We start from the raw sequence: 16,263 nt of genomic DNA on the forward strand, positions 1-16,263 counted from the left end.
CAGCGTCCGGCGCCGCCGGCCTCAAGGCGATCATCACCGCACTGCGGAGCTGGTCTAGCGACTTCTCGATCGGGATCGAAGACGTCGTCGCGCACTGGGGTGTGCCGGACGAACAGGCGGCGATGGCGCGCTCGGTGACGTCGCTGGCCGCGCCCTCCGCAACCCTGATCATGCTTGCTTTCGGCAAGCCGCTCGGGCCGCTGTTCATGCCGCAGGGCGCCACGGTGGAGAGCATCGAGGCCGCCTACCGGGAGTGGGTGGTGGTCGATGTGATGCAGGCCGGCGAGGAGGCCGAGTTGCCGCGGATCGCGCGGAAGTCGCAGCCGAGATTCTTCCGATTGGAGCGACGCTGAACCCGACTGAGACGACAGTGCCCCGGCGGACCGCCGGGGCACTGTCGTGGTGGATCTCGCAGCCATGTTCCAGGCCTGATCACTCTGGTGTCCGAGGGGGGACTTGAACCCCCACGCCCGTTAATAGGGCACTAGCACCTCAAGCTAGCGCGTCTGCCATTCCGCCACTCGGACTCAGTTGTCGGCGCGTTTGTCGCGCACCGGCCGGACTACCCTAACCGAGGTTGCCGCTGTATCCCAAATCCCGTAGGAGTGAGGTGTGACTTCCCAGCGCGCGGCCGTTCGTGCAGTCGATGAAGTGGTCGACATCGTCAGCAGTTTGATCCGTTTCGACACCTCCAACACCGGGGAACCCGACACCACCAAGGGCGAGGAGGAGTGCGCCAAGTGGGTCGCACAACTCCTCGAGGAGGTCGGCTACACCACCCAGTACGTGGAGTCCGGCAGACCGGGGCGCGGGAATGTGTTCGCGCGGCTGGCCGGACCCCCTGATTCGGACCGGGGTGCTCTGCTGGTGCACGGCCACCTCGACGTCGTGCCTGCCAAACCCGAGGACTGGAGTGTCCATCCGTTCTCCGGTTCCGTCTCCGATGGCTACATCTGGGGGCGCGGTGCCGTCGACATGAAGGACATGGTCGGGATGGCGCTCGCGCTGGCGCGGCAGTTCAAGCGCCAGGGCACGGTGCCGCCGCGCGAACTCGTCTTCTTGTTCACCGCGGACGAGGAGGCCGGCGGAACCTGGGGTGCGCACTGGCTGGTCGAGAACCGCCCCGACCTCTTCGACGGGATCACCGAGGCCGTCGGCGAGGTGGGGGGTTTCTCGCTGACCGTCGATCGGCCCGATGGTGAGCAACGTCGTCTCTACCTCGTGGAGACCGCGGAGAAGGGGCTGTCGTGGATGCGCCTGACCGCCGAGGCGAAGGCGGGTCACGGTTCCTTCCTGCACGACGACAACGCGGTGACCGAGGTCGCCGAGGCCGTGGCGCGCATCGGCCGTCACACCTTCCCGATGGTGATGACCGAGTCGGTCAGCGAGTTCCTCGCCGCGGTGACCGACGAGACCGGGCTGGACTTGCGGCCCGACGCACCCGAACTCGACACCACTCTCTTCAAGTTGGGCAATCTCGCCCGGATCATCGGTGCCACCTTGCGCGACACCGCGAACCCGACGATGCTCAAGGCCGGCTACAAGGCGAACGTGATCCCGCAGAAGGCCGAGGCGGTCGTCGACTGCCGGGTCCTGCCGGGTCGGCAAGCAGCCTTCGAAAAAGAGATCGACGAACTGATCGGCCCGAACGTGACCCGCGAATGGATCACTCACCTGGACTCGTACGAGACGGAATTCTCGGGTCACCTGGTCGATGCCATGAATGATGCGATCCTGGCTCACGACCCACTGGGCAAGACGGTGCCCTACATGCTGTCGGGTGGTACCGACGCAAAGGCGTTTGCCAAACTGGGTATCCGGTGCTTCGGTTTCGCGCCACTGCAATTGCCGCCGGAACTTGATTTCGCCGCCCTGTTCCACGGTGTCGACGAACGGGTCCCGGTGGACGCGGTCTTGTTCGGAACCAACGTGTTCGAGCACTTTCTGTTGCACAGTTGAGGTGCGCAGCCCACGATCGTCGACCGATCGTGGGCGCCTGCGCACAAACGAGAAAGGTGATCTGATGTCGTCGTCGTTCAACCCGTACGATCCGCTGCCGAACCTGCCCGGCTTCACCCTGACCTCGGAGAGCGTGACCGACGGTCAATCGCTGCGCAACGAGCAGGTGAGCGGACTGATGGGGGCAGGGGGCGACGACCTGTCGCCGCAGCTGAGCTGGTCCGGGTTTCCTTCTGGCACCAAGAGTTTCGCCGTGACCGTCTATGACCCCGACGCTCCGACGGCCTCGGGATTCTGGCACTGGGCGGTCGCCGACATCCCGGCCTCGGTGACGTCGCTGCCCGAGGGGGCGGGGGACGAGACCGGTGGTGGATTGCCGGCAGAGGCGGTCACTCTCGGCAACGATGCGGGCATGAAACGGTTCGTGGGTGCTGCACCGCCGCCGGGGCACGGCCCGCACCGCTATTACGTCGTGGTGCACGCCGTCGACGTCGAATCGCTCGGATTGCCCGACGGCGCCACCCCGGCGTATCTCGGGTTCAACCTGTTCTCCCACGCGATCGCCCGTGCGACCATCGTCGGCACCTACGAGCAGGCGTCCGAGAACGTCTGACCAGGACCGGATTCGTGGCACCAGCCGGCTCCCGGTGACTTGCTGCTACGAACTCTTGGCGTCGCTGCCGACGGCGTCGGCCAGGCTCGCGAAGCCGGCCGCGCGCACGTGGGCGGCGACGCCATCGTGGATCTCCTTGGCCCACAGCGGTCCGCCGTAGATGAACCCGGTGTAGCCCTGCAGCAGGTTTGCACCCGCACAGATGCGTTCCCAGGCCTGATCCGCGGTCTCGATACCGCCCGCGCTCACCAGCGCCAGTCGGCCGCCGACGCGCGCATACAGGCGACGCAGCACCTCCAGCGATCGGTCGGCGAGTGGTGCTCCCGACAGGCCACCTGCCCCCATCGCCGTGACCTCGGCCGGCGGCGTGCGCAGGCCGGAGCGTTCGATGGTGGTGTTGGTCGCGACGATGCCGGCCAGGCCGAGCTCGACCGCGAGGTCGGCAACAGCGTCGATGTCCGCGTCGGCCAGATCGGGTGCGATCTTGACCAGCACCGGCACCGTGACCTCGTCGAGCACAGCGGCGAGGATCGGACGCAACGAGTCGACGGCTTGCAGGTCACGCAGGCCCGGCGTGTTCGGGGAGCTGACGTTGACCACGACGAAGTCGGCGAGCGGCCCCAGCATCCGGGCACTGAACCGGTAGTCGGCGTCGGCGTCGGCGACGGGAACCACCTTGGTCTTGCCGATGTTCGCCGCGATCGGCACGCTGACCGGCCCCGGTCGTAGCGCGGCGAGGTGCTCGGCGGCGACCGTCGCGCCGGGGTTGTTGAAACCCATCCGGTTGATCAGCGCGCGGTCGGCGGGCAGGCGGAACAGTCGGGGCGCGGGGTTGCCGGGCTGCGGCTGCCCGGTGATGGTGCCGATCTCGGCGTAGCCGAAACCCAATTGACCCCAGGCATTGACCGCCGACGCGGTCTTGTCGAAGCCGGCCGCGAGGCCGAGTGGGGCCGGGAAGTCCAGGCCGAAGACCCGCTGCCGCAGCACCGGATCATGGCTCGCGAACACCTTGGCCGCGAGGTAGCGCAGGAGCGGATTGCGCCCGGTGAAGCCGATGGCGCCCGCGGCGAGGCCGTGGATGCGTTCCGGCGAGAGCAGGAACATCACGCGCAACAGGAGCGGGTAGAGCGCGTGGTTGATGCGGCTCAGCATGCCGCGGCGTCCGAGTCGGGGTAGTCGGGCTCATCGAAGCCGGCATCGAGTCCGACGCCGTCGGGCACCCGCGACGGGACGGTACCGCGGCCCCGTGGTGGCTTCTTCCGCCGCAACAGCACCTTTCGGGTGCCGTCCGAGTACAGGCGGACGCGCCGCAGTTCCCACCCACCGAACTCCGCCTCGATCGACAGTCGCATCGATGCGGTGACCCGGGTGACGTCGGGCGGCAGGGTGAGCAGCACGCACTCGTGGTCGTCGGTGCTCACCTCCCAGCCACGCGGATGGCGTGCGGCGATCCGTGCACTAGGCGACATGGTCACCCCGCCGGAGTGACGGCAACGACACCGCGCAGTGTGTAGTCGGGCGCGGCGACCTGCAGGCCACCTCGCGCCGAGAGCACGTAGACCGTGCCGGACGAGTCGTCGACGGCGATGTTGTCCGGTTGCGCGACCGCCGGGAACCGATGCTTCTCCACGGGTTCGCCCCCGGACAGGTCATAGGCCACCACCTCGTTGTTCGCGGTTGTCGACACCCAGATCAGGTTGTGGGTGTCGTCGTAGTCTACGGCGTACGGGCCGCCGGACACCGGATAGCGGAACCGCATCACCTGAGGTGACCCGAAGAATCCGAGCAACTCGTCATCGCGGGTGTCGGCGACCAGGACACGTCCATACCGATCGACCGTCGAATTGGTTGCTCCGTTGCCGGCCCGCAGGGCGGGCCCGAGTTTCCCGTCGGACAGATCGACCGGGGTGACCGAGGACTGTGCACGGTCGAGCACCACGACCTGTTCGTCGGCCAGATCGGCTCCCGGCGGCGACACGGTGATGTCGTCGACCCGGACGAAACCGTCGATCACCCGTCCCGGGTGGAGGTCGCGATCGAAGGCGAGGACCCGACCATCGCCGGTACCGATGAGCACCTGCCCGGACGCGGTGCGCGCCAGCGCGGTCGGATCGTCGACCGAGACGGCGGTGGTCGTCACCGCACCGTCGGGTGCGATCCGCGCGACCACGTCGGGTCCGACGCCGAGGAACGCGCCGTCGCCGCTGCCGATGATGCGGGTGAGCGGTGGGGTGGTCGACTGCTGCGCGGCAGTGCCCGGCGCGCTCTGCGGATATCGGAGGACCGTGGTGCCCCCGGGACCGAGAACTGCCACGACGCCGTCGTCGATGGCGAGGTCACGGCTGTTCGCCGGTGCCGGTAGCACCGTGCCGACGGGACGTGCCGCGGGCCCGGCGGGCGCCGGCGCGGCGGTGGCCGGTGTGACGGTGGGCACATCAGGCTGCGACGACGTGTCCGACGATCCGCAGCCGGCGATCAGTACCCCCGCGACCAGCACACCGACGCCCGCCGCCACTGCTCGAGGCCTGGCCACCGCAGGGAACGGACCTCTCGAACGCTTCGATCTCGGCACGTGCATGTGACCATCTTGCGTCACGACGCGCGGTGCGCATGAGCGGGGTCGGCCGCGCGTGAACGCCGGATCTGTCCAGGTTGTCGGGAAATGCCGGGGCAACCGGATGCGGTGCGACCCACGGAATCCACGTAGCATCTGCGGCCGTGACCGACACCATGACGTGGGCTCAGGCCATCGTGCTCGGCGCCCTTCAGGGCGTGACCGAATTCCTCCCGATATCGTCCTCCGGGCATCTGCGTATCGCGTCGGAGATCATGTTCGGCGACGACGCCGGGGCCTCGTTCACCGCGGTCACCCAACTCGGAACCGAAGCGGCCGTCCTCGTCTACTTCGCCCGCGACATCGTGCGCATCGTCGCGGCCTGGTTCCGCGGCCTGTTCGACCGGGAGGACCGCGGGCTGGACTACCGGATCGGTTGGTACGTGATCTTCGCCACCATCCCGATCGGTGTGCTCGGATTCCTGTTCAAGGATCAGATCCGCACCGGGGGCCGAAACCTCTGGCTGGTCGCGAGCGTGCTGATCCTGTTCGCCGGTGTGATCTGGCTGGCCGAACGGTACGGACGCAAGGAGCGGTCGATGGAGCAGCTCACGCTGCGGGACGGGCTGGTGATGGGGCTGGCCCAATGCCTCGCGCTGGTGCCGGGCGTGTCGCGCTCGGGTGCCACCGCCAGCGCCGGTCTGTTTCTCGGCCTCGAGCGCGAAGCGGCATTCCGCTTCTCGTTCCTGCTCGCCATCCCGGCCGTGACCGCGTCCGGTCTGTTCAGCCTGCCCGACGCCTTCAACCCCAGCGGAGAGGGGATGGAGGCCACCGGGCCGCAACTGCTGGTCGCCACCCTGATCGCCTTCGTCATCGGGTTCGCCTCGATCGCTTGGCTGCTGCGCTTCGTGAGCGCTCACTCGATGAACTGGTTCGGGGCCTACCGCGTGATCCTCGGCCTGACCGTCATGGGTCTGCTGTCCGCAGGCGTGATCAGCGCGACCTGAGCCGTAAGGTTGAGGCCATGACCGTGATACTGGTGCGCCACGGACGTTCCACGGCCAACACCTCGGGGGTCCTCGCGGGACGGACGCCGGGCGTCTCCCTCGACGACAAGGGGCGCGAGCAGGCCACGGCGCTCATCGACCGGCTGGGCGTCTGCGTCGGCGAGATCAGCGCAGTGGCCCGCTCGCCGCTGGAGCGTTGCGCACAGACCGTGGCGCCACTGATGGCCCGATTCGTCGCCGAACCGGGCCGTGATGTCCCCGAGATCGTCGTCGACGCACTGGCCGAGGTCGACTACGGCGCATGGACCAACCGGCCGCTCAAAGACCTCGTGTCCGAGCCGCTGTGGAAGACGGTGCAGCACCAACCCTCGGCGGCGGTGTTCCCGGAGGGCGAGGGCCTGGCGAATGTGCAGGCTCGGGCCGTTGCCGCGGTTCGCGAACTCGACCGGACATACGGCGGCGAGGACGGCAGTGGTGTGTGGGTCGCGTGTTCGCATGGGGATGTGATCAAGTCGATCATCGCCGATGCGATGGGTATGCATCTCGATTCGTTCCAGCGCATCGTCGTCGAACCCGCATCGATCAGCGTGATCCGGTACGGTCCGACCCGCCCGTATGTGCTCACCGTCAACAACACGGCGGTGTTGCCGGTACCGCCTCCGCATCGCGAGAAGCCCGCGAAGGACGGCGAGGACGGAGGCGACGATCCGGGCGAGGACGCCGTCGTGGGCGGCGCCACGGGCGTCGACGGCCACGATCGGGGCGTGAAGGCTGCGGCCGGCCCGCTGGCACGCGGATAATGGACGACACAGTCAAGGAGGTGTGATGTCTCGCGCGATACACGTGTTCCGGACCCCGGATCGGTTCGTCGCCGGCACGGTCGGTCAGCCGGGGGACCGTACGTTCTACCTCCAGGCCGTGCACGAGGCCCGGATCGTGAGTGTTCTGCTGGAGAAGCAGCAGGTCGCGATCCTGGCCGATCGGATCGGGGCCCTGCTCGAGGAGATTCATCGCCGATTCGGAACCGCCATCCCTCCCGAGCGCGATCAGGTCGGAGACCTGAGTCCGCTGGTGATGCCGGTGGACGCCGAGTTCCGGGTCGGCACCATGGGCCTGGGCTGGGATGCCGAGTCCGAGGCCGTCGTGGTGGAACTGCTCGCGATCACCGAGGGGGAGTTCGACGAGAGCGTCGTTCTCGACGACACCGACGAGGGCCCTGATGCGGTGCGGGTCTTCCTCACCACCGAGGCGGCTCGCGAGTTCGCGGCGCGCTCGTCACGGGTGATCTCGGCCGGGCGACCCCCGTGCCCGCTGTGCCACGAGCCGCTCGACCCGGACGGCCACCTGTGCGTGCGGACCAACGGGTACAAGCGCGGCGCGGAGCTCAGCAAATCCCTCGACTTCGTCGATCCAGAGGTCTTCCGCAACCTGACGATGCAGGATGAGACCGACTATCTGGACCCCGATCCCGACGACGACACCGACCCCGGTTCGTCTGGCCAGGACTGATGTGACCGTCGGCGAACCCAACGAACCTCCGGTTCCCGAGCACGAGCCCGACGATTCTGCGGGCCCCGATCCGCTGCGGGATGGCGAGTTGGTCATCGTCGGGCGGATCCCCACCGCCAGCAACGCCACCCTGGTGTGTGACGCCGTCCTCGGCGAACGCGAGGTCAGGTGCGTGTACAAGCCGGTCCGCGGCGAGGTCCCGCTGTGGGATTTCCCTGACGGCACGCTCGCCGGACGAGAGGTCGCCTCCTATCTCGTGTCCGAGGCGCTGGGGTGGTCGGTGATACCCACCACGATCCATCGTGACGGGCCGCTGGGGCCGGGCATGGTGCAACGCTGGGTCGTGACGGTCGACAACGACGACCCGTCGGCGCGGCACGGCGCCCCGACAGAACTGCCGACGCCCGCCATCGATCTGGTGGACCTGTGTCCGCCCGACACCGTCCCGGTCGGCTACCGCGCGATCCTGCGCGCCATCGACCCGTACGGCGAGCCAGTGGTCCTGGTTCACGCCGACGACCCGCGGCTGCAGCGGATGGCCGTGCTCGACATCGTGTTGAACAACGCCGATCGCAAGGGCGGTCACGTCCTGGAGGCACTCGACGGTGGCGTCTACGGTGTCGATCACGGGATCTGTCTACACACCGACGACAAACTGCGAACCGTGCTCTGGGGCTGGGCAGGCGAACAGATCCCGGGCCATCTCGTGGCTGACCTCGCCGACCTCGCCGATCACCTCGCGTCCGCGGGGCACCCGCTGACCACCGAACTGGCCGCACACATCACCGAGCGCGAGATCATCGCCCTGGCCGAGCGAGCTGCCGACCTCGTCACGAGTGAGACGATGCCGCATCCGCCGGGCCACCGTCCGATCCCGTGGCCGCCTTTCTGAGCGCGCCACCGGATCATCCACCCGGCCATCCCGCTCGCGGATGATCCACGTGCGTCGACCACACGGTTCCGGCCCAGTCGGTGTCGCCTGCCGGTAGGCCGTTTTCCGGCCATCGCGCACCCACCACGAACAGGGTGCGCCCGTCGGCACCTCCCAACATGCAGGCGAACGCGCCACGATCGAGGTCGATCCTTTCGAGGATCGAGCCACCCCGTGCCACCCGGACGCACCTGCCGTGCGGCACGTCGGCGTACCAGACGGCGCCGGTGTCGTCGATCGTGATGCCGTCCGGCGGATCCTGCCCGAGGTCGGCAAAGAGGGTCCGATGCGCGAGCGACCCGTCGTCGAGGATGTCGAATGCGGTCAGCCGGCAGCGGTAGGACTCGGCGACGACGAGGGTGCGGTTGTCCGGGGTGATCGCCATCCCGTTGGGAAAATCGAGATCATCCGCGACGACCCGGGTCGTGCCGTCCGGTGTCACCAGCGCGATGCGGCCGGGCGCCCGCTCGCCGGGCGGCGTGGTGGTGCCGAACGGCGCATTCGGGCTGTTCACGTACGCGTTTGCCCGTCCGTCGACGACGATGTCGTTGGCCCCGACCTCCGAGAGCGGGGTGAGATCAGCGTGTCGGACCAGGCCACCGTCCTCGAGTCGAAGCAACGACCGTGTCTCCGACGACACCACGAGCAGCCTGCCGTCGGGCGTGAAATCGAAGCACAACGGGAACGAGCGGTGTGCGATCTGCACCTCGGAACCGCTGTCGGTCAGGGCGCGGATCTCGCCGGCCGCCCAGTCGGCGAACCACAACCGTTCGGCATGCCATCGGGGCGATTCGACCAGCCCGAACCCTTCCGCGAGCGTCTGCATGGAGGACTCCCTTCCGCGACGGACCGCCGGCTCGACAGTCGCACGTGTTCAGACCGATGCCACGCCAGGAAATCATCGTGCGCCGTCGTGGGGCGGGCTGTCGACGACGCGATATCGGCGGCCCATACAGTGGATGCATGCAGTCTTGGCCTGATCCCGCCCTCCCGGCCGTTCCGGGTACCGGGCCCGCCCTTCGTCTCCACGACACCTCCGACGCCCAGGTCCGGCCGGTCAGCCCGGGCCCGACGGCGACGATGTACGTGTGCGGTATCACCCCGTACGACGCAACCCATCTGGGGCACGCCGCGACCTACGTGACCTTCGATCTCGTGAACCGCGTGCTCCGTGATCTGGGCCATGACGTGCATTACGTCCAGAACGTCACCGATGTCGACGACCCGCTGTTCGAGCGCGCCGAGCGCGACGGGGTCGATTGGCGCGACCTCGGGGCGCGGGAGACCCAGCTGTTCCGGGACGACATGACCGCGCTGCGGGTGCTGCCACCGCGGGACTACATCGGTGCGATCGAATCCGTCGGCGAGGTCATCGAGGTGGTCGGGAAGCTGCTCGCATCCGGAGCGGCCTATGTCGTCGACGACGCCGAGTTCCCCGACATCTACTACCGGATCGATGCCACCGAGCAGTTCGGTTACGAGTCCGGGTATGACCGCGCGACGATGGATCGGTTCTTCGCCGAGCGCGGTGGTGATCCCGATCGTGCAGGCAAACGCGATCCGCTCGACGCCCTGCTCTGGCGGGCCGCTCGCCCGGGCGAGCCCTCGTGGGAGTCGCCGCACGGCCCGGGCCGCCCGGGGTGGCACATCGAGTGCTCGGCCATCGCCCTCAACCGTCTGGGTATCGAGTTCGACATCCAGGGCGGAGGCAATGACCTGATCTTCCCGCATCACGAGTTCTCCGCCGCCCACGGCGAAGCACTGACCGGTTCTCGCCGGTTCGCACGCCACTACGTCCACACCGGCATGGTGGGACTCGACGGCGAGAAGATGTCGAAGAGCCGGGGCAATCTCGTGTTCGTCTCGCATCTTCGGCGCGACGGCGTGGATCCGGCGGCGGTCCGGCTCGCGTTGTTGTCGGCGCACTACCGGGCGGACCGGATGTGGACCGATGCCGTGCTCGACGAGGCGCGTGAACGCCTGTCACGGTGGCGCACCGCCACCGCGGCAGCGGCCGGTCCGGATGCGGCCGCCACTGTCGATCGCCTTCGCCAGCACCTCGCAGACGACCTCGACACACCCAAAGCACTTGCCGCAGTCGATGCTTGGTGTCGCGACGTCGAGTTGGGGATCGGCCACTCGAGTGCCGCACCCGGTGAGATCGCGCGCGCCGTCGACGCCCTGCTCGGCGTCGCGCTCACCTAGTAAGGTTCTCCCGTGGCACGCACGCAGGAGATCGCACCCGAGACGACCGGCGGGGTATGGACGGTGGTGACCCGCACCTCGACCTATCTGCTCGATTTCGACGAGATGACCTTGCTCCGCGCACCCGGGGTCGGAGGAACCGACAACGAGGACTGGGCGGTCAGCCGATTGCGGCGGGATTCCGAGGACATCCCGCTGCTGGGTGTGAAGTCATGCCGCGTGGGCGAGTCAGCACAATTCTGGGTGCGCGCCGCCGACGACCCCGACGTCCGCACATGGCGGATCACCACGCCGGTCGTGTCGATCGAACGGATCGGCTGAGCGGGCTCCTGGGCTGACCGCGCGCACTCGAATGGTTGGTGATGGCCGGTCGGCATCACCTCACCCTTCGGTCCCTGAGGTGAGGAGCCAGGAACGCGCGATGCGTCGCCTCACCCGTCGGTCCCTGAGGAGCCTCGCGAGGACCGAGCGATGCCTCGCCTCGCCCTCCGGTCCCTGAGGAGCCTCGCGAGGAACGAGCGATGCCTCACGAAGGGCGGCCCTTCGTGACGCATCCTCGCAGGCTCGGAGGCTCCTCAGGGAGCGGTGGGTGCGTCGTATCTCGCTGGCTGGGAGGCTCCTCAGGGAGCGGTGGGTGCGTCGTATCTCGCTGGCTCGGAGGCTCCTCAGGGAGCGGTGGTGGCGTCGTATCTCGCTGGCTGGGAGGCTCCTCGGGGAGCGGTGGTGGCGTCGTATCTCGCTGGCTGGGAGGCTCCTCAGGGAGCGGTGGGTGCGTCGTATCTCGCTGGCTGGGAGGCTCCTCAGGGAGCGGTGGGTGCGTCGTATCTCGCTGGCTCGGAGGCTCCTCAAGGACCGGTGGGCGTCCGGGACCGGCGGGTGCGTCGCAGGGGCGTCAGGGGCGGTGGTGCGTTGCATCCTCGCAGTTCATCCTCCGAATGACCCCGGCCCCGCGCCCGGCCCGCGGCGCTTCAGATAACGCTCGAACTCGGCGGCCAACGCATCGCCGTCGATCTTGGCCATCACTTCGTCGGGGTCGACCTCGGCGTCACCGCGTTCCTCGAGGCCGCGGACGTAGTCGGCGATCTCCTCGTCGTCCTCGGTCATCTCGGTGACCGCGCGCTCCCATTCCTCAGCCTGTTCGGGGAGGGTGCCCAGCGGCACCTCGATGTCGAGCACCTCCTCGACGCGGTTGAGCAAGGCGACCGTCGCCTTCGGGTTCGGGGGCGTCGAAACGTAGTGGGGAACGGCCGCCCAGAACGACACCGCGGGCAGGCCGGCCTGTACGAACAGGTCCTGCAACACCCCGGTGATGCCGGTAGGGCCTTCGTAGCGGCTCTCCGCGAGGTTGTACCGGGAGGCGGACTCGCTGCTGTACGCGGCACCTGTCACCGGGACCGGACGTGTGTGTGGCGTGTCGGCGAGCAATGCCCCCAACATCACCGTCGTCTCGACCCCGAGCTCTTTGGCCAGGTCGACGATCTCCTTGCAGAACCCCCGCCAGCGCATGTTCGGTTCGATCCCGCGAACGAGTACGATGTCACGGTCCGCACCGTGGGGGGTGCAGTACGAGATGGACGTGGTGGGCCAGTCGATTCGTCGGGTGACCCCGTCGACCTGCTTCACGATGGGCCGATTCACCTGGAAGTCGTAGTAGTCGTCGGAATCGATGTCGGCGAGGGCAACGGCATCCCAGTTCAGTGCCAGATGCTCGACGGCGCTGCTGGCCGCGTCCCCTGCGTCGTTCCACCCCTCGAAAGCGGCCAAGAGAATGGGCCTGCGCAGCTGGGGAAGGTTCGACCTCTGCTCAGCGTTCACTGAACCAGCCTACGACCGAACCCCGAGAGAGAGCGAACTACGCTGTCAACCATGTCGACCCCTACCACCGACCCGGACAACTGGGCCCGCACGCGGCGCCCGGCCGACTACGACACGACATTCCTGACCGCGATGTCGCGTCGTGTCCTCATCGGCGATGGGGCGATGGGCACCATGTTGCAGGCTGCCGACCTGACGCTCGACGACTTCGCCGGACTCGAGGGCTGTAACGAGATCCTGAACGACACACGTCCGGATGTCCTGGCCGACATCCATCGCGCCTACTTCGAGGCCGGCGCCGACGCGGTCGAGACCAACACCTTCGGTTGCAACCTCTCCAACCTCGGGGACTACGACATCGCCGACCGCATCCGCGAGCTGGCGTACAAGGGCACCGGCATCGCGCGCGGCGTGGCCGACGAGATGGGCCCGAGCGCCGACGGGACGGCGCGGTTCGTCCTGGGTTCGATCGGACCGGGTACCAAATTGCCCAGCCTCGGACACACCACGTTCGCGGTCATCCGGGATGCCTACTTCGACTGCGTCGCCGGCATGCTCGAAGGCGGCGCGGACGCCATTCTGGTCGAGACATCGCAGGATCTGTTGCAGGTGAAGGCCGCGGTGCTCGCGGCGCGTCGGGCGATGAGCCACGTCGGTCGGCACATCCCGATCATCAGCCACGTCACCGTGGAGACAACCGGCACCATGCTGCTCGGTTCCGAGATCGGAGCGGCACTGGCCGCGGTCGAGCCGCTCGGTGTCGACATGATCGGCCTGAACTGTGCAACCGGCCCCGCCGAGATGAGCGAACACCTGCGCTACCTGTCCCGGCACGCCCGCATTCCAGTGTCGGTGATGCCGAACGCCGGACTGCCGGTCCTGGGTGCCAACGGAGCCGAGTATCCATTGCAGCCGGACGAATTGGCAACGGCGCTCGATGATTTCGTCACCGATTTCGGACTGGCGTTCGTCGGAGGATGCTGCGGCACCACGCCCGAGCACATCCGGCAGGTCGCCGAGCGTGTCGGTGAAACCGCCCCCAGGCCGCGGCAGCCCGAACACGTGGCCGAAACGTCGTCGCTCTACTCGGCGGTGCCGTTCGACCAGGACTCCAGCTTCCTCGTCATCGGTGAGCGCACCAACACCAACGGTTCGAAGGCATTCCGCGAGGCGATGATCGCCGAGGATTACCAGAAATGCCTGGATACCGCGAAGGACCAGACCCGCGACGGTGCGCACATGCTCGACCTCAACGTCGACTACGTGGGCCGCGACGGCGCCGCCGACATGACCGCGTTGGCGAGTCGGTTCGCGACCTCGTCGACACTGCCGATCATGCTCGACTCGACCGAGCCCGCGGTCATCCAGGCCGGTCTGGAGGCCCTCGGCGGTCGTTGCGCGGTCAACTCGGTGAATTACGAGGACGGCGACGGGCCGGAGTCGCGTTTCACCAAGATCATGGAACTCGTGGTCGAGCACGGTGCGGCCGTGGTGGCGCTGACCATCGACGAAGAAGGGCAGGCACGCACCGCCGACTGGAAGGTCAGGGTTGCCGAACGACTGATCGATGACATCACCGGGAACTGGGGTCTGGCCGAGGAAGACATCATCATCGATGCGCTCACCTTCCCGATCTCGACCGGCCAGGAAGAGGTGCGCCGCGACGGCATCGAGACGATCGAGGCGATCCGCCGACTGCACGAGTCCCACCCGGACGTGCACTTCACACTCGGTATCTCCAACATCTCCTTCGGCCTCAACCCGGCCGCACGTCAGGTCCTGAATTCGGTTTTCCTCCACGAATGTGTGCAGGCCGGTCTGGACACGGCGATCGTGCACGCATCGAAGATCCTGCCGATGGCGCGCATCCCCGAGGAGCATCGGGAGGTGGCCCTGGACCTGGTCTACGACCGTCGGCGCGAGGGCTACGACCCGCTGCAGAAGCTGATGCAGCTGTTCGAAGGGGTGTCGGCGGCGTCGGCGCGGGAGTCGCGGGCGGCAGAGCTGAACAAACTGCCGTTGTTCGAGCGTCTCGAGCGACGCATCGTCGACGGCGAGCGCAACGGTCTCGAGGCCGACCTTGACGAGGCGATGACCACAACGCCGCCGCTGACGATCATCAACGAGACCCTGTTGTCCGGGATGAAGACCGTCGGGGAGCTGTTCGGTTCCGGGCAGATGCAGTTGCCGTTCGTGCTGCAGTCTGCCGAGGTGATGAAAACCGCTGTGGCCCATCTCGAACCGCACATGGAGTCGACAGGGGAGGACGGCAAGGGCCGGATCGTGCTCGCCACGGTCAAGGGTGACGTTCACGACATCGGCAAGAACCTCGTCGACATCATTCTGTCCAACAACGGGTACGAGGTGGTCAACCTCGGCATCAAGCAGCCGATCAACACCATCCTGGAGGCGGCCGCGGACAAGCGGGCCGATGTGATCGGCATGTCCGGACTGCTGGTGAAGTCGACCGTGGTGATGAAGGAGAACCTGCAGGAGATCAACGGGCGCGGGGTGGCCGACAGCTACCCGGTCCTTCTCGGCGGCGCTGCGCTGACCCGCACGTACGTTGAGAACGATCTCGCCGAGATCTATGAGGGTGACGTCCACTACGCGCGGGACGCGTTCGAGGGTCTGCGGTTGATGGACGAGATCATGGCCACCAAGCGCGGTGAAGGTCCCGATCCAGACAGCCCGGAAGCGTTGGCCGCCAAGGAGAAGGCCGCCGAACGCAAGGCTCGGCACGAGCGCTCCAAGAGGATCGCGGAGAAGCGGAAGGCCGAGGCGACCCCGGTTGACGTGCCGGCACGCTCGGATGTGGCCGCCGACAACGAGATTCCGTCACCGCCGTTCTGGGGCACCCGCATCGTGAAGGGTGTGCCGATCGCCGACTACCTGCAACTACTCGACGAGCGCGCACTGTTTCTCGGACAGTGGGGACTGCGCGGTGCGCGTGGGGGAGAGGGTCCGAGCTACGAGGAACTCGTCGAGACCGACGGCCGGCCACGGTTGCGGTACTGGATCGATCGCTTGTCCACCGAGAACATCCTGCAGCACGCGGCCGTCGTGTACGGCTACTTCCCGGCGGTCAGTGTCGGCGACGAGGTGCACGTCCTCGCCGAGCCTCGACCGGATGCGCAAGTGCGCCACCGCTTCGCATTCCCGCGACAGCAACGTCCACGCTTCCTGTGTGTCGCCGACTTCATCCGGTCACGCGAGGATTGTGAACGGACCGGTCAGATCGATGTGCTGCCTTTCCAGTTGGTCACGATGGGCCAGCCTATCGCCGACTTCGCGAACAAACTATTCGCCGAGGATGCATACCGGGACTATCTCGAGGTGCACGGCATCGGAGTTCAGCTGACCGAGGCGCTCGCCGAGTATTGGCATCAACGTGTCCGCAGCGAATTGACCGTTGCCGGTCGATCTTTCGCCGGCGACGATCCGAAGGATGCCCAGGGATTCTTCGACCTCGAGTACCGTGGCGCCCGCTTCTCGTTCGGTTACGGTGCGTGTCCGGACCTTGATGATCGGGCCAAGATGATCGATCTACTCGAACCCGAGCGGATCGGCGTCGTGCTGTCGGAAGAACTGCAGCTACATCCGGAACAGTCCACAGACGCGTTCGTGCTGCACCACCCGGAGGCCAAGTACTTCAACACCTGACGGATTG

Annotated in this window: 15 protein-coding genes and 1 tRNA gene; 10 read left to right on the plus strand and 6 right to left on the minus strand. The window is 67.4% G+C overall.

Annotated features, from left to right (window positions below; genetic code table 11):
- The first annotated feature begins 101 nt into the window (after positions 1–101).
- A complete protein-coding gene (locus AC4AMJ_RS06725) occupies positions 102–353 on the plus strand; it encodes a hypothetical protein (RefSeq protein WP_489895179.1) in 252 nt (83 codons plus the stop codon).
- A gap of 85 nt (positions 354–438) precedes the next feature.
- Here the strand turns inward: AC4AMJ_RS06725 and AC4AMJ_RS06730 are convergent.
- Positions 439–527: transfer RNA gene (locus AC4AMJ_RS06730), tRNA-Leu, on the minus strand.
- A gap of 85 nt (positions 528–612) precedes the next feature.
- Between AC4AMJ_RS06730 and AC4AMJ_RS06735 the strand changes: the two genes are divergently transcribed.
- Together AC4AMJ_RS06735 and AC4AMJ_RS06740 are read left to right on the plus strand one after the other, a co-directional pair.
- Positions 613–1,959: a M20/M25/M40 family metallo-hydrolase gene (locus AC4AMJ_RS06735; RefSeq protein ID WP_489917582.1), complete on the plus strand. Its 1,347-nt coding sequence runs from the start codon at positions 613–615 to the stop codon at positions 1,957–1,959.
- Positions 1,960–2,023: 64 nt separating this feature from the next.
- Positions 2,024–2,572: a YbhB/YbcL family Raf kinase inhibitor-like protein gene (locus tag AC4AMJ_RS06740; RefSeq protein WP_489895183.1), complete on the plus strand. Its 549-nt coding sequence runs from the start codon at positions 2,024–2,026 to the stop codon at positions 2,570–2,572.
- 45 nt (positions 2,573–2,617) lie between these two features.
- On the opposite strand, the gene AC4AMJ_RS06745 is transcribed toward AC4AMJ_RS06740, so the two are convergent.
- Genes AC4AMJ_RS06745 through AC4AMJ_RS06755 form a run of 3 tightly spaced genes read right to left on the minus strand, consistent with a single transcriptional unit; the run spans position 2,618 to position 5,150 of the window.
- The gene (locus tag AC4AMJ_RS06745; protein ID WP_489917583.1) at positions 2,618–3,724 is read right to left on the minus strand and encodes a quinone-dependent dihydroorotate dehydrogenase; all 1,107 of its coding nucleotides are present in this window, start codon (positions 3,722–3,724) and stop codon (positions 2,618–2,620) included.
- The gene (locus AC4AMJ_RS06750; RefSeq protein WP_489895187.1) at positions 3,718–4,041 is read right to left on the minus strand and encodes a DUF5703 family protein; all 324 of its coding nucleotides are present in this window, start codon (positions 4,039–4,041) and stop codon (positions 3,718–3,720) included. The genes AC4AMJ_RS06745 and AC4AMJ_RS06750 overlap by 7 nt, the downstream gene beginning before the upstream one ends.
- 2 nt (positions 4,042–4,043) lie before the next feature.
- Positions 4,044–5,150 (minus strand): YncE family protein, encoded by a 1,107-nt coding sequence (locus AC4AMJ_RS06755; protein ID WP_489917584.1) that lies wholly within the window; start codon positions 5,148–5,150, stop codon positions 4,044–4,046.
- Between the two features lie 140 nt (positions 5,151–5,290).
- On the opposite strand from AC4AMJ_RS06755, the gene AC4AMJ_RS06760 reads away from it, so the two are divergent.
- The 4 genes from AC4AMJ_RS06760 to AC4AMJ_RS06775 are packed head-to-tail and all read left to right on the plus strand — an operon-like array spanning position 5,291 to position 8,534.
- On the plus strand, positions 5,291–6,133 hold the full coding sequence (locus AC4AMJ_RS06760) for an undecaprenyl-diphosphate phosphatase (protein WP_489895191.1): 843 nt from the start codon (positions 5,291–5,293) through the stop codon (positions 6,131–6,133).
- 17 nt (positions 6,134–6,150) lie between these two features.
- Positions 6,151–6,933, plus strand: a complete 783-nt coding sequence (locus tag AC4AMJ_RS06765; RefSeq protein ID WP_489895193.1) for an MSMEG_4193 family putative phosphomutase — start codon at positions 6,151–6,153, stop codon at positions 6,931–6,933.
- A gap of 25 nt (positions 6,934–6,958) precedes the next feature.
- A complete protein-coding gene (locus tag AC4AMJ_RS06770; RefSeq protein WP_489895195.1) occupies positions 6,959–7,642 on the plus strand; it encodes a DUF3090 domain-containing protein in 684 nt (227 codons plus the stop codon).
- Position 7,643: 1 nt separating this feature from the next.
- Positions 7,644–8,534: an SCO1664 family protein gene (locus AC4AMJ_RS06775; protein WP_489917585.1), complete on the plus strand. Its 891-nt coding sequence runs from the start codon at positions 7,644–7,646 to the stop codon at positions 8,532–8,534.
- Between the two features lie 13 nt (positions 8,535–8,547).
- Here AC4AMJ_RS06775 and AC4AMJ_RS06780 read toward each other — a convergent pair whose 3' ends face one another.
- On the minus strand, positions 8,548–9,399 hold the full coding sequence (locus AC4AMJ_RS06780; RefSeq protein WP_489917586.1) for an SMP-30/gluconolactonase/LRE family protein: 852 nt from the start codon (positions 9,397–9,399) through the stop codon (positions 8,548–8,550).
- A gap of 137 nt (positions 9,400–9,536) precedes the next feature.
- Between AC4AMJ_RS06780 and mshC the strand changes: the two genes are divergently transcribed.
- Positions 9,537–10,778: a cysteine--1-D-myo-inosityl 2-amino-2-deoxy-alpha-D-glucopyranoside ligase gene (gene mshC, locus AC4AMJ_RS06785; RefSeq protein WP_489895199.1), complete on the plus strand. Its 1,242-nt coding sequence runs from the start codon at positions 9,537–9,539 to the stop codon at positions 10,776–10,778.
- 12 nt (positions 10,779–10,790) lie between these two features.
- Entirely contained in the window at positions 10,791–11,099 is a 309-nt protein-coding gene (locus AC4AMJ_RS06790; RefSeq protein WP_489895201.1) for a hypothetical protein, read from the plus strand.
- A gap of 603 nt (positions 11,100–11,702) precedes the next feature.
- On the opposite strand, the gene AC4AMJ_RS06795 is transcribed toward AC4AMJ_RS06790, so the two are convergent.
- Entirely contained in the window at positions 11,703–12,593 is an 891-nt protein-coding gene (locus AC4AMJ_RS06795) for a PAC2 family protein (protein ID WP_489895203.1), read from the minus strand.
- A 51-nt stretch (positions 12,594–12,644) separates the two neighbouring features.
- Here AC4AMJ_RS06795 and metH point away from each other — a divergent pair, with 51 nt between their 5' ends.
- The gene (metH, locus tag AC4AMJ_RS06800; RefSeq protein WP_489917587.1) at positions 12,645–16,256 is read left to right on the plus strand and encodes a methionine synthase; all 3,612 of its coding nucleotides are present in this window, start codon (positions 12,645–12,647) and stop codon (positions 16,254–16,256) included.
- Positions 16,257–16,263: the final 7 nt, after the last annotated feature.

It is taken from the genome of Gordonia sp. LMA484, from assembly GCF_058129505.1.

Coding starts and splice junctions, on each gene's coding strand:
- AC4AMJ_RS06740 (WP_489895183.1), top strand. CDS start 2,024: ATGTCGTCGTCGTTCAACCCGTACGATCCGCTGCCGAACCTGCCCGGC.
- AC4AMJ_RS06770 (WP_489895195.1), top strand. CDS start 6,959: ATGTCTCGCGCGATACACGTGTTCCGGACCCCGGATCGGTTCGTCGCC.
- AC4AMJ_RS06755 (WP_489917584.1), bottom strand. CDS start 5,150: ATGCACGTGCCGAGATCGAAGCGTTCGAGAGGTCCGTTCCCTGCGGTG.
- AC4AMJ_RS06765 (WP_489895193.1), top strand. CDS start 6,151: ATGACCGTGATACTGGTGCGCCACGGACGTTCCACGGCCAACACCTCG.
- AC4AMJ_RS06780 (WP_489917586.1), bottom strand. CDS start 9,399: ATGCAGACGCTCGCGGAAGGGTTCGGGCTGGTCGAATCGCCCCGATGG.
- AC4AMJ_RS06750 (WP_489895187.1), bottom strand. CDS start 4,041: ATGTCGCCTAGTGCACGGATCGCCGCACGCCATCCGCGTGGCTGGGAG.
- metH (WP_489917587.1), top strand. CDS start 12,645: ATGTCGACCCCTACCACCGACCCGGACAACTGGGCCCGCACGCGGCGC.
- AC4AMJ_RS06745 (WP_489917583.1), bottom strand. CDS start 3,724: ATGCTGAGCCGCATCAACCACGCGCTCTACCCGCTCCTGTTGCGCGTG.
- mshC (WP_489895199.1), top strand. CDS start 9,537: ATGCAGTCTTGGCCTGATCCCGCCCTCCCGGCCGTTCCGGGTACCGGG.